General features: G+C 48.8%; 17 protein-coding genes. 3 read left to right on the top strand and 14 right to left on the bottom strand.

Annotated elements, in window-relative coordinates; genetic code table 11:
- Nucleotides 1-43: 43 nt before the first annotated feature.
- Complete coding sequence (locus J0A65_RS14925; protein ID WP_206595115.1) at nt 44-577, bottom strand: SRPBCC family protein; 534 nt, start codon at nt 575-577, stop codon at nt 44-46.
- A 138-nt stretch (nt 578-715) separates the two neighbouring features.
- On the opposite strand from J0A65_RS14925, the gene J0A65_RS14920 reads away from it, so the two are divergent.
- The 3 genes from J0A65_RS14920 (at nt 716) to J0A65_RS14910 (ending at nt 4,466) form a co-directional block, all read left to right on the top strand.
- On the top strand, nt 716-2,284 hold the full coding sequence (locus J0A65_RS14920; protein ID WP_206595114.1) for an amidohydrolase family protein: 1,569 nt from the start codon (nt 716-718) through the stop codon (nt 2,282-2,284).
- Between the two features lie 84 nt (nt 2,285-2,368).
- Nucleotides 2,369-3,682 (top strand): aminotransferase class V-fold PLP-dependent enzyme, encoded by a 1,314-nt coding sequence (locus J0A65_RS14915; RefSeq protein WP_206595113.1) that lies wholly within the window; start codon nt 2,369-2,371, stop codon nt 3,680-3,682.
- A gap of 274 nt (nt 3,683-3,956) precedes the next feature.
- Nucleotides 3,957-4,466 carry a MerR family transcriptional regulator gene (locus tag J0A65_RS14910; protein ID WP_206595112.1) on the top strand — a complete coding sequence of 170 codons (510 nt, stop codon included), beginning with the start codon at nt 3,957-3,959 and terminating at the stop codon, nt 4,464-4,466.
- A 108-nt stretch (nt 4,467-4,574) separates the two neighbouring features.
- Here J0A65_RS14910 and J0A65_RS14905 read toward each other — a convergent pair whose 3' ends face one another.
- The 13 genes from J0A65_RS14905 to J0A65_RS14845 form a co-directional block, all read right to left on the bottom strand.
- The gene (locus J0A65_RS14905; protein ID WP_206595111.1) at nt 4,575-5,441 is read right to left on the bottom strand and encodes a PhzF family phenazine biosynthesis protein; all 867 of its coding nucleotides are present in this window, start codon (nt 5,439-5,441) and stop codon (nt 4,575-4,577) included.
- A gap of 63 nt (nt 5,442-5,504) precedes the next feature.
- The gene (locus J0A65_RS14900; RefSeq protein ID WP_206595110.1) at nt 5,505-5,873 is read right to left on the bottom strand and encodes a GFA family protein; all 369 of its coding nucleotides are present in this window, start codon (nt 5,871-5,873) and stop codon (nt 5,505-5,507) included.
- Nucleotides 5,874-5,938: 65 nt separating this feature from the next.
- On the bottom strand, nt 5,939-6,637 hold the full coding sequence (locus J0A65_RS14895) for a TolB-like translocation protein (protein ID WP_232849975.1): 699 nt from the start codon (nt 6,635-6,637) through the stop codon (nt 5,939-5,941).
- A gap of 372 nt (nt 6,638-7,009) precedes the next feature.
- Nucleotides 7,010-7,339: a hypothetical protein gene (locus J0A65_RS14890; RefSeq protein ID WP_206595108.1), complete on the bottom strand. Its 330-nt coding sequence runs from the start codon at nt 7,337-7,339 to the stop codon at nt 7,010-7,012.
- Between the two features lie 100 nt (nt 7,340-7,439).
- On the bottom strand, nt 7,440-8,138 hold the full coding sequence (locus J0A65_RS14885) for a toll/interleukin-1 receptor domain-containing protein (RefSeq protein ID WP_206595107.1): 699 nt from the start codon (nt 8,136-8,138) through the stop codon (nt 7,440-7,442).
- Between the two features lie 268 nt (nt 8,139-8,406).
- Nucleotides 8,407-8,775 carry a nuclear transport factor 2 family protein gene (locus J0A65_RS14880; protein WP_206595106.1) on the bottom strand — a complete coding sequence of 123 codons (369 nt, stop codon included), beginning with the start codon at nt 8,773-8,775 and terminating at the stop codon, nt 8,407-8,409.
- Between the two features lie 73 nt (nt 8,776-8,848).
- Nucleotides 8,849-9,352 (bottom strand): DinB family protein, encoded by a 504-nt coding sequence (locus J0A65_RS14875; RefSeq protein ID WP_206595105.1) that lies wholly within the window; start codon nt 9,350-9,352, stop codon nt 8,849-8,851.
- Nucleotides 9,353-9,416: 64 nt separating this feature from the next.
- Nucleotides 9,417-9,827 carry a GNAT family N-acetyltransferase gene (locus J0A65_RS14870; RefSeq protein ID WP_206595104.1) on the bottom strand — a complete coding sequence of 137 codons (411 nt, stop codon included), beginning with the start codon at nt 9,825-9,827 and terminating at the stop codon, nt 9,417-9,419.
- Between the two features lie 70 nt (nt 9,828-9,897).
- A complete protein-coding gene (locus tag J0A65_RS14865) occupies nt 9,898-10,335 on the bottom strand; it encodes an RDD family protein (RefSeq protein WP_206595103.1) in 438 nt (145 codons plus the stop codon).
- Nucleotides 10,336-10,338: 3 nt separating this feature from the next.
- Nucleotides 10,339-10,818: a nuclear transport factor 2-like protein gene (locus tag J0A65_RS14860; protein WP_206595102.1), complete on the bottom strand. Its 480-nt coding sequence runs from the start codon at nt 10,816-10,818 to the stop codon at nt 10,339-10,341.
- Between the two features lie 50 nt (nt 10,819-10,868).
- The gene (locus J0A65_RS14855; protein ID WP_206595101.1) at nt 10,869-11,045 is read right to left on the bottom strand and encodes a hypothetical protein; all 177 of its coding nucleotides are present in this window, start codon (nt 11,043-11,045) and stop codon (nt 10,869-10,871) included.
- A 104-nt stretch (nt 11,046-11,149) separates the two neighbouring features.
- Nucleotides 11,150-11,641, bottom strand: a complete 492-nt coding sequence (locus J0A65_RS14850) for a GNAT family N-acetyltransferase (protein ID WP_206595100.1) — start codon at nt 11,639-11,641, stop codon at nt 11,150-11,152.
- Nucleotides 11,634-12,239 carry a DUF2238 domain-containing protein gene (locus J0A65_RS14845; RefSeq protein ID WP_206595099.1) on the bottom strand — a complete coding sequence of 202 codons (606 nt, stop codon included), beginning with the start codon at nt 12,237-12,239 and terminating at the stop codon, nt 11,634-11,636. Before J0A65_RS14845 ends, J0A65_RS14850 begins: the two co-directional genes overlap by 8 nt.
- Between the last annotated feature and the right edge of the window lie 9 nt (nt 12,240-12,248).

Genomic DNA, 12,248 nt, shown 5'->3' with positions numbered 1-12,248 from the left:
CAGCAGTCAGGCAATACACAAGCAAGGCCCATCAGACCAATGGCTAGCGACTGTTCTCCACCAACGTCTTGAGATTTGCCAGGCCCATCTCAAAATCCGGCCCCACCATGGAGTCCATCATCACGGCAAAATAGTGGTTGATAGGGTTTGCCCCCACATCACCATAATCAACCCACTGCACCCGGGTTTTGCCGTCTTCGTCGGTAAAAATAAATTCGCCGGTACTGCCCATGTCAAACTCCGGGAAATATAAGCTGTAAACTAAACGGCGGTGTGGCTCAGCGGCGATCACTTCCATCACCCCGCTGCCTTCTTGCTGACTGATCCACTCGGAGCGCATACCAACCTCAGCACGCGGACCATCGTAGTGTACCTGCATGGCAGGGTCGCGTTTAAACCACACTCCCCAATCTTTCCATCTTTCAAGATCGGCAACCTGAGCGTAAATTTTGTCGGCAGGCGCATCAATAGTGATGGACCGCTCTACCCTGAATTCAGACGGTAAGATGTAACCCACGGCGAAAAACAACGCCACCAGGGCACCTAAGGTCAGCACAATTTTTTTGATCATCCCCATTTTTATTCTCCCCACCCTACTCGGTATTTTTTATAACATATGTTTAACTTTTGACAGGGCTTTTAAATGTTTCAGCTTATGTTGTACTAATACCATCACCCTAAGCTGCCCACTCCCTGAGTAAGTAAAGGAAAAATAATGAAAAATCGCCAATTCTGCGGCTTGCTTATCGGCTTGTTGCTTGCTGTATCGGTCAGCGCCAAACCCGGTGCCAGTGCGCCAGACCGGCCAACGGGTGAGGGACAAGGCCCATACTCTCGTCTTATTTTGCGTGGTGTCACGCTAATTAACGGCGAAGGTGCACCGGCACGTGGGCCGGTGGACATTGTTATTGAGAATAATCGTATTGCCGCTATCCATAATGTTGGCAATCCCGGCGTGCCAATATTGGACAGCGCCCGACCTAAGGCTGGAGCCGGTGATAAAGAGCTTCAACTTGAAGGCCATTATGTACTGCCAGGTTTTATCGATATGCACGGGCATATCGGTGGATCTGCCGATGATATTCCCGCTGAATATGTATTTAAGCTGTGGCTGGCCCATGGCATTACCACAGTGCGAGAACCTGGCAGTTTTAATGGCGCAGAGTGGGTGCTGGACCATGTAAAACGCAGCGAAAAAAACCGGATAACTGCCCCCCGTATCATTCCCTATTTTGGTTTTGGCCTGGGTGGCGAAGGCCCTATTTACACTCCTAAGCAAGCGCGGGACTGGGTTAAGTGGTCAGCTAAGCAAGGCGCGAAAGGCATTAAGTTTTTTGGTGCGCCGCCAAAGATAATGCAAGCCGCCCTGGACGAAGCCAAACAGCAACGCCTTGGCAGCGCTATGCACCACGCTCAGTTAAATGTCATGAGTATGAACGTGCTGGACTCGGCACGCTTGGGGCTGACCACCATGGAACATTGGTACGGTTTACCCGAAGCCCTGTTTGAAAACCAGCGCATTCAGAATTATCCACCAACCTACAATTACAATAACGAGCAACATCGCTTTGCCGAAGCAGGACGGCTATGGCAACAAGCGGCCAAACCCGGCAGTGACAAATGGAACCATGTGCGGGATGAACTGTTAGGTTTGGATTTCACCTTAAACCCCACTTTGACCATTTACGAAGCCAGCCGCGATCTAATGCGCGAGCAACAAGCCATCTGGCATCAGGACTACACTCTGCCGACCTTATGGGATTTCTTTCAGCCCAATCGCTATGCTCATGGCAGTTATTGGTTTGACTGGACAACCGACGATGAAATTGCCTGGAAGGAAAACTACCGCTTATGGATGGCCTTCTTAAACGATTACAAAAACCATGGCGGGCGCGTCACCACCGGCTCAGATTCCGGCTATATCTATAAAATTTATGGTTTTGGCTATATTCGTGAACTTGAGCTTTTGCGCGAAGCTGGCTTTAACGCGCTTGAAGTGGTGCAGGCCGCCACCTTAAACGGTGCACAGGCTTTGGGGCTGGAGGACCACTTAGGCTCGGTCAGCGTCGGCAAGCTGGCCGATATGGTGATCCTGGCGGAAAATCCGCTGGCAAACTTTAAAGTACTATATGGCACCGGCCATTTTAAACTGGATGACAACAACCGCCCTACTCGCGTCGGCGGCGTAAAATACACCATTAAAGACGGCATTGTATTTGATGCCAATGCCTTGCTTGCCGATGTGCGGGAGATAGTCAAGGCCGCTAAAGCAGCGCGACAGTAGTCTAAGCAGGCTGGCGATGTAAGCACATCTTCGGTTTTGGTGAGTTGACCTATACTGGATGAGATATTTCAGCAGGAGCCCACCATGGAGCGACGTGCATTTCTTACCGGCAGCGGTTTAACCCTTGCTGCCAGCAGCCTGAATAGCTTTGCCCTGGCAGATGGCAAACAATCTGAACTCAATAGCAACACAATAGCCCCGGCGGACTGGTCGGGGCTCAGAAAGCTGTTTCCACTGACTTACGATTACATCCATTTAGCCACCTTTCTACTCGCCTCTCATCCCAAGCCGGTTGCCGATGCGATCGCCATGCACAGGCAAGCCTTTGACAGCAACCCGGCAGACTACTGGCATGAACACTTTATGACCATTGACGGGAAAATAGCCCAGGCCGCCGCGCAGTATATGGGCGGCCAGGGTCATCAGATTGCCCTGACGGATAGCACAACCATGGGTCTGGCCATGGTCTACAGTGGTTTAAAATTGAATCCCGATGACGAGATAGTGCAAACGGTTCATGACCATTACTCCACCGACTTGTCATTGCAATTACGCGCTGGTCGTACCGGCGCTAAGGTTAAACGCATCAGCTTGTACCAGGATCCCGCACAGGTTGAGGTGGAACAGATACTCAGCAACCTAAAAGCCGGTATCAGTGAAAAAACCCGCGTGGTGGCAGTCACCTGGGTACATTCCTCAACAGGGGTAAAGCTCCCAATCCGAGCCATGGCAGATCTGATTCAAGGCATTAACGCGAATCGAACAGACGCCGATCAGATCTTGTTTTGTGTAGACGGTGTACATGGTTTCGGCATTGAAAATGAAGACATCAGCCAGCTAGGTTGTGACTTCTTTATCGCCGGCACCCATAAATGGATTTTTGGCCCCCGTGGCACCGGGCTGATCTGGGCAAAGGATAGCGCCTGGCAACGGACCAACGCGGTGATCCCCAGTTTTAGCCAGTCCTATGACGTATGGATGGGCTACAGCAGCCAGGATCAGGTACCTATAGGGGAGCATATGTCACCCGGCGGCTTTCACTCGTTCGAGCACCGATGGGCCTTGCCCGAAGCATTTAAGCTACACCTGCAACTGGGAAAAGCCAATGTGCAGAGTCGCATCCATCAGTTGAATAGCCAAACCAAAGAAGGCCTGGCCCAAATGCCCCATGTCAGGCTCTATACGCCGAAAACACCTGTCTTATCCAGTGGTTTAGTCTGTTTTGATGTGAATGGCATGCATCCTGACGAGGTAGTCAAAAAGCTGCATGATCAAGGCGTTATTATGAGCTCAACCCCTTACCGCCAGTCCTATGCCCGTTTTGCACCGAGCCTGATAAATAATGAGCAGGAGATAGATATTGCCCTGGGTGCTATTGCGGCATTGGCGAAAGGCTGAACAACCAGCACTTTCTGATGCGCCTCCCAGACCTAGTTGGCGCATCAGACCCCATTATTACCCAAACGGAAATGCGCTTATCTGCAACTTAATGCATCCTATCAACACTAAGCGAATAAAAGCGAATCCCCACCAGGCAAGACGATTTTCCGAACCTCAGGTTGCCTTGCAATGCATAACGACTAACGGGCGTGAATAAGTATTAATATTAGGTATTGACCCGTCTATTAGTAACGGGTTGAGGATACTGACTCGGTCAACTTGTGGAACTGCCATGCTTACTGTTACTCAACTCGCAAAACATACTGGAATGTCTCGTACAACGATTCTGTATTACGAGCAACAACAACTGTTACTACCGGCGTACCGCTCTGAAAACGGCTATCGCTGGTATGGCGATAAAGAAATTGAACGCTTAAAGGCTATCGCCTCTTATCGTTCTTACGGTTTGTCGGTGGCCAGTATCCATGGGCTGTTAAACCGAACGGGAGAATCTCAAGCGGCACTTTTAAAAGAGCACTTTTACAAGTTGGAGCAAGAGATTCAAACCCTACGAGCACAACAAAAAGCGGTAGTTGTGCTTCTCAACGATCCGAGTCTAATGGAGGAAAATATGGTCAATAAAGCACGCTGGGTTGAAATCATGGTAGCCGCCGGTTTTAGCGAAAACGATATGGTGAAATGGCATCAAAAATTCGAGGAACTAGAACCACAGGAACATCAAAAGTTCCTTGAGTCCTTGGGTATTGCCGACGACGAAATCGCTGAGATCCGCGCTTTCTAACCCGACACAGCCTCAGGGAAGAGGCTGAGTTTTAATATCGTATTTCAAGGACGTGTAACTGCACACCACCAGGAGAAATGATTGAACATTCCCTGTCTAGCTAGTTAATTACAAACAGACTGTCTGCAGCCCTATTTCACGGGCAAAGCCGCCAACGCAGACTTTCACTATACCTTGCTCGTTTGACTCAACCGAGACAGTAATGCGCGAAACACAGCCCATGGCCCGGCCCTGCTCAAAGCTAAAGGGGCTGGCAAGCTTATCTGCCAAATGCTTGGTCAAATAACAGGCCAAAGCACCATTGGCGCTGCCGGTAGCCGACTCTTCGGGAATACCAAATAACGGTGCAAAATTCCGGCAACTGGCGGTAGGCCCGCTGTCCTTATCGCAAAGCTCAAAAGCATGAATACCAACAAGGTTATGCTGCTTACAATAGTCACTGAGTAGCGCGTTGTTTACCTGGATCTTATCCAAATACCCAAAAGGCACAGGCACAATAATATCCGGTAAGCCGGTTGAAATTATCTCAACTGGGAGCCGGGTTGAAGCCAGTAATTCGGCATCCAGACCTATCATCTCGGCGATGGTCTGGTAATCAATAACGCCAAGGTAGTCAGGTAGGGCTTGTTCCATCACTATCTGGCCATCAAATGCCACAGTTACGCCCAATAAACCGGCTTTGGTTCGCTGTATATAGCGCCCTTCACTAATCAGGCCTTGTTGATAGAGCGTTGAAAAGGTTGCTACAGTGGCATGGCCACAAAAATCCACTTCATCGGTGACGGTAAAAAAGGACAGGGCAAAATCCACTTCCTCATCCTGAGAGACAAAGGCGGTTTCCGAAAACCCCACAGTCCGGGCGATTTTCAGCTTGTCCTGGTCAGATAAATTATCGGCGTTTAATACCACCCCGGCCGGGTTACCGCCGCTGCCACTGGCGGTAAAGGCATTAACTAAAAATGCGTTAACTTCCATTAAAATCTCTTACTTCGTACAACATAAGTAGAACCGCCGGACAGCGGTTCAAGCTAAACCGAATTATTGAGCATCCACCAAGGATTGTGCTGCACCATTACTGGCGCCGACTTCAAAAGATGCCAGATCTATCCCTTCAATACAGGCCAGGTTATAGCCATATTCAGTGGGCACGCTACGGCGCTGATGATGGGTATAGATGCCGCACAGACTGCAAAAATAGTGTTTGGCAATCTTGGTATTCCATTGATACAGGCTTAACTTATCCTCACCGCGGGTAACACGCAGACGATCCAAGGTCACCCCTGCCATAATCGCGCCTTTTTTACTGCAAATAGAGCAGTTACAACGACGGATATTCTGATGCCCGTCAATCAAATCCACCTCAAACTCTACGGCCTGGCAGTGGCAGGTACCTTTTACTGTTTGCATATACTTCTTTTTGTCCTTTATTACAGCTACGGATTTAGTGCTGAGTCACGGCTTAGGCTAAGCCGTTAGTCTTTGGGCCTAAGCGTTTCAATAATTTTTGCATCCACCCAATAGGGGCTGCCCACCACATAGCGGCTGCCATCGTCGCGGGTCTTCACATCGCCCTTCCAGAAAAACAGATATTTGCCATCAGGCGTGACTTTGGGGCGCTGTTCATACAAGGGGGTGTTGATGATATCCCCCATATTGATGGCCTCGCCCCAAGAGCCATCTTGCTGGCGAAAACTGATATAAATATCCGGGGTGCTTTCGCCCTCCATCTCGGCATCCCACATTAAATAGGATTCATCCGGGGCAACAAAGGGATGGGCAATATATTTTCCCTGGTTCACTGCCGCGCTCATTTTAACCGGCGTTTCATACTTACCATCAATCAGCCTCGAATAGCTTAAATGTCCACTGCCATCCTTAAAGTCCAACACATAAAAATACTGGGTTGCGTTAGCCGCGGTGGTGTAGCCAATAACCGGAATATCCTGAAAAGGTTCAAGGCTTTTAAGCACTGATACACTGGGGCTAAAGCGCTGCTTATATTGTCGAACATCTTCAGGGGCAATGGTCTTCTCGCGCCATTGATTATCCTGATATTGCATCACAATCCATTTGGACTCTTTATAATCCCCACCGGAGCGGGTGAAAGAAAGCTCGCTCATATCAGGTAAAAACAGCACCTCAGTTTCCAGATAGTCTTCGGTGGCGACCATACCAGGGGCAAATAATTCCGGGGTTAAGCCAGGAGGATTTTGGCCTAAGTAGAGCGGTTCAGAGACTGGATTTATATCCTTTGCGTTACTAATCGCGGATATAAGAACAGTGGATAGGAGTAAGCTTGTTGGGATTCCTTTACGTTTCATAAATATCCTTTTAATCATATAGTTGAAACTATGGATGCTTTACTGCCACTAATATAGACCCCTCAAACTCAGGTGCAAGGGAGGAACTTTATCCTTTACTTCTGGCTGAGTTTTCGATTCATGTCTGTCAATGCGGAAGAAGTCTACTGCCCGGGCAGACTTGGTTTGTTAGGTGTCATCTCTACCATAATAAAAGTAGCAGCCTACTCCTATAAAAATCAGTCAGCACATTATGAACAAGATAGGATCGTCGCTGTAGGAAATCACACCATTTCGTGATGGGAGCTTACCGTAATAAATAGAAAAAATAACAGTAGCAGGCCAAATAGCTAGCACTATTCCTCTGGCGGACTTATTACCTTTTTTAGCTTTAAAAAACGATGGGGGAACTTCAACCTTTTTGGAGCCCGGTTCTGGAAGTACCCCAGCCTTTCTTCGTTCAATTTCTGTTTGAATTCTTGTGACTCTGGTTGGAAAAGTAGCTTTATCAACATGTTGCAAAGCATCCTCCAGCTCTTCTAGTGAGTACGACGAATACTCAATTTCATCCATATCTTAAGACCCTTACTAACGCACACATTTGGGGCTGGTTTGGATCAAAGCGGAAAACCAGTCCGACAACATGAGCTTGCTAGAACAATACATCACTAAATTAAGTAGCCACCAACTCAGCGATTTTTTCAGCAATCTCAGACATTGAGTCTTCCGAGGTGTCTAAACCAGATCTAGATGCCAGCAAAGGACTAACATTACGAAGAGCTTCATATGTCGTATTGTGCACGATAGGAACGAGTCGGTTTCCTGCTAATAAAGCAGATAGCTCTTTATCAGCAACACTTTCTTTTGGAAGACGCTCTATCATTGCGGGAGTTACCAAAACAAGCCCAACTTTTGAATTTGCTAAGCCCTTGTCGATAGCTCGCATCATAGGTACACCCAACCCAAGATCTTTTTCACTGAACCAAACTTTTACTCCGGCAGCTTCAAGTAAATCATGTAGCTCCTTAGCTGACTCTTTACGATCAGCCCATGCATGGCATAAAAAAGCATCACGAATATCAGGTTGGACAACAACTCTAACTTCAACAGCCTCTCTAATGGGTGTTAATGATTGAATTTGAGACGAAGTATACGAAACAGAAGAACTCGACTTAGACCAGCGGGGTTTGGAGCTTCTGGAGCTTCTGGAGCTTCCACCACTACTAGGATAGCTCGAGCCAGAGTACGATGAATATGATGGACTGTAACCGCTATAGCCACTGTACCCGCGACTTTTATAACGACATGCTGGACAATTTGCTGCAGCAGCAGCCGAACTATGTCCTCTAACTGGTGCAGTACATCTTGCCATTATGTTTTCTCCTTACTTTTATATAGTTCTAAGAGCATTAATTGACGGAACACTTCTATGTTTAAACAAGAGAAGCTATCCGTACTTCTGCATAACCATTTTGTAACACGCTTCTAACCCCTTGCCTAGCAAGAGTTTTCTTGGCTGCACCAAATCGATATCAGGGAGGGACGATAATGTTCTGCACTATGGGGTTTATATGGCTGCGGGTATGTTTAGGAAGGGAGAAACACAGCCATTATCGCTGGCAGATAACTGTGTAATCATCTCACGCCACAGCGGATGCATGGGCAGCAATAACCTGAAATTCATCGCCCTGTTTGGCCCAGATACGGGTAAACCTCAGCACTATATTGGCGGGTCGCCCAGCATAGGTGCCTTGAATATCGGCTTGTACTGTAACTATGGCCGTATCGCCAAGAGGCTCAATCTTAAGATTATCTAACTCCAGAGCGCTGATCGTTAACAGTCCTGAGCGGTGCGCTTGGATATCGTACTGTTTGGATTGAAGCTGGCCCAGATGATTGGTAAACAGCAAGTCGTCGGCCAGCAGCGTATCAAGTTCGCTGGTATCGGCGTTTAGCATGGCGTTACGCGGGCGCGCTTCTAGCGCCACAATCTTATCTTTAAGTTCCATTTGCATCCCCCTAAGTATTACGCAGCCAGGCTAGCGAAAAAACACTGCTGGTAGCAATGACAAGGCTACCTACTTAACTGACTATCTCTTCTCGTCTACCCGGCTCCACTTGATGCAAATAACGGGTAAAGGTATCGCTGGGGCGATCCAGGCCGTTACTGGCTAGCACCCTGGATGCCATACCGCGATGATTGCTGCCGTGAGTTAATAAGTGCAGCAGTATTTCCTCCACCGATAAGCGGCCGTGGCTGCCGTCAACAAACTGAAAAGCAATCTCGCGCTGTAGTTCCTGCGGCGTAGCCGATTCGGTATAGGCCACCAGCCAGCTGTCGTGCTTATCCATACGCTCGCGCAATTCAGCCAAAGTGGGAGTTTCCGCCGTGTTATCGGCCTGATATTGCTCAGGCTCACCTAAGATACGGCTGATAAACAGGCTGTCCACTACTGTGGTGTGATTAAGGATGCGAATAAAGAATGTGGCATCGGCCTCGGGTAGCTGGCTTAGCTGGCGCTCGCCAAATATCAGCAACTCAGAGTTGGCCCATTTTTTATAGCTAAAGGCACTGGCGAACAACATAATAAATCTCCGTTTATGACTATTAAATCCGCTCTGGCCACTGCCGAGTGCAAGCGATTAAGGCCTACGTATTGGGCACAAATTTTTTAGTCATGCCCTGACTGGTGGGAGCCACCAGCTGGTAGCCTAGCTTTTGATAAAAATCGGGTTTATCGGCAATCATGGAAACATAAGACCCAGGCAATACGGCACCAGCCAGGTACTGGTCAATATAGGCCATCACCTGCTTACCCAGTCCCTGCCCTTGATAATGTGGATCGACAGCAATATCCACCACTTCAAAATTACAGGCACCATCCCCCACCACCCGGCCCATGGCAATCAGCTTTTGGCCGTCACGCATACAAACGGCATATAACGAATTGGGCAAACCAATTTGGGCGGCTTGCAGGGATTTGGCTGACAGACCGGCGGCAACGCGCAGGTCACAATATTCCTGAGGGCTTGGCATGCATTCTTCGACAGTAAAAGCCATGCTCTGTAACTCCTTGAAGGCTAAACAGAACATACACAAGAAAACTGTGTAAACAAACAGTTATGGACCGCTATTGCTGATTTTGCTGATAGATAACCAGTGTACCGGCCAGCTTGTCGTGCCAGCCTTGTTTTCTGGCATCAATGCCTACCCAAAAAAGGCCCAGGCCCAGTGGAATGGTGGACACGTAATAACCCAGGTAGCGAATAATACATTGACGGGTGGATGGCGCTTGCAGGGTTTGGGCATCGACAATTTTGGCCCCCAGGGCAATTTTGCCCGGCGTGGCCTGGCGGTATAGCCAGAACAAGATCACGGCCAGAATGGGAAATACCCAGGACAGCAGAATATGCACCACTTGCGCTGCCCCGCCCTGTACGCCTTGCAGCAGTACTTCCCAACCAAATAACCAGACCATTAAAGGCCAGATAATCGCCACAATAATCAGGCTGTCCACCAACATAGCCAGCACCCTGGCCCAAAACCCTACGTAGCGCAGTTCTGTCATGCTTTACTCGCCCTTTTGCTCTGGCAGGCTATGAAATCGGCGCAAACGGGTAATTTGCCCGGCTTGGTTAAATTCCATGGATAGCAATACATCGGTTGAATACTCAACGGGCTCGGGCATATGGCTGGGATGCACTTTGGCATGCTCGCGATATTTAACAAAGGCCACATTACGCCCCAGCATCAGGTCTGTCATTTCCACAGTACAGAACGACACCTTATCCTGCATTTTATGCAGCAGGCCTTTTCTCAGTTCTGCTTTGTCTGACATCACAACATTGAACTTTACGTGTTCATCAGTGAATTCGTCAGCAAACAGGCTGATAAAATGCTCAATATCGGCAAGCTGCGTATTGGGTTGCTGCTTGGCTTGTTTGGCCTGCAAAAATCCTCGGGCCAATTGCTCAAGCTGCCCGGCGGCCAAATCGGCTTTTGCCGGCAGGCTGACCACCAAGAGTAGTGATATGATCAGGGCGCATCTCATTTTGGCTGTCCTTATTGTGGTTATCCTTACCTACTTTAACAGGCCAGCGGTTAGCGACAAGCGGGTTTTTTACTGCCGCTAATGAGTCTGCCCGAGCCCCGCAGCACGGCGGTAAAAATACCGTTCGCCACATCATTATCGTTCATTCTGTCGGGTGAATCGTTAGCCCGGTCCCTGGCACTTTCCACCGTGCCCTCGGCCATATCACAGGCAAAATGCTTAAGCATTATTGGTAGTGCAACCGCTTAACAGCACAAGCAATATAAGCGTAGCCAGGGTGCGGTACGTATTATTATTTTTCACATCAATTCCTTTGATTGGTTCACGACCATTAGTTGTGTTTAAGCAGTTTTTGCATAGAAAAATTCACCAGTATCTGGCCGCCCCGCTCTACCTGATTCTCTCTTACCAGGCTAAAGCCCTGCTTAGCAAAAAACGGCCGGGCCAGATAAGAGGCTTCCACGTATAACATAGGTAAGTGTAACGTTAGGGCCTGTGCTTGCAGATAATGATATAGCGCCGTTGCTATGCCCTGTCGTTGATGCGCCGGGTGGGAATACGCCACATCAATATGACCATCAGGCTCTAAGGTCATAAACCCCACGGGTATTCCATCCAGCACCGCCACAAAAGGCGGATGGGCAGTAAAGCGAGCCTGCCAGGCCGCATAGTTTGGCGGCAGCGGTGCCCAGGCGTTCACCTGCGCCTGACTGTAATATTGCAGGGCCGGACCATGTACCGCGGCATAAAAAATATCGGTCAGCGCCGCGGCATCTTCTGCCTGGTAAGGTCTGATTTCAATTGATAACGCTACATCAGACATGACCAATGCCTTTGGTTTGCAATTGGCGGTCATGCCAACGGCATAAACTTAGCAGTGCCACTATGGCGCCTATCAGGGCGAAGGCCATATCGGACTGGGTATCCCAAACGTAGCCCTGAGTACCCAAAAACGCCTCGGCATCTTCACCGGTAAGGGCCGCTACCCACCATTCGATCAATTCATAAAAAGCGCTGAAGGCCAGGCAAAAACACACAATCAGAAAGTTTCGCCAGGCCGCACCGTTCACCACTTGTTTGCGGATCAACAGTTCCCGGGCAATCATGGCTGGCACAAAACCCTGGGCAAAATGACCGAGTTTGTCATAGTGATTGCGCTCGAAGCCAAACCATTCTTTGAAATAATCAAACAACGGCACTTCAGCATAGGTGTAATGGCCGCCAATCATCAAAATCACGCAGTGCAACAAAATCAGAAGGTATAATAGCGGCGTCAGGCGAAAGCGTTGCCAGGTAGCCGCCAAGATCACAAAGCCGATCAATGCCGGCAATACCTCTAGAAACCAGGTAAAGCTGTCTTTTGGCTGAATACCCGACCAAACCATCACTGCCCAGAAGATAACAATCCATAAGGCTTTCATATACTTTCC

Source organism: Bowmanella yangjiangensis (genome assembly GCF_017255015.1).
GTDB classification, from domain to species: domain Bacteria; phylum Pseudomonadota; class Gammaproteobacteria; order Enterobacterales; family Alteromonadaceae; genus Bowmanella; species Bowmanella yangjiangensis.
Note: the sequence above shows the minus strand (reverse complement) of the source record. Positions and strands in the feature narration are given on the sequence as shown.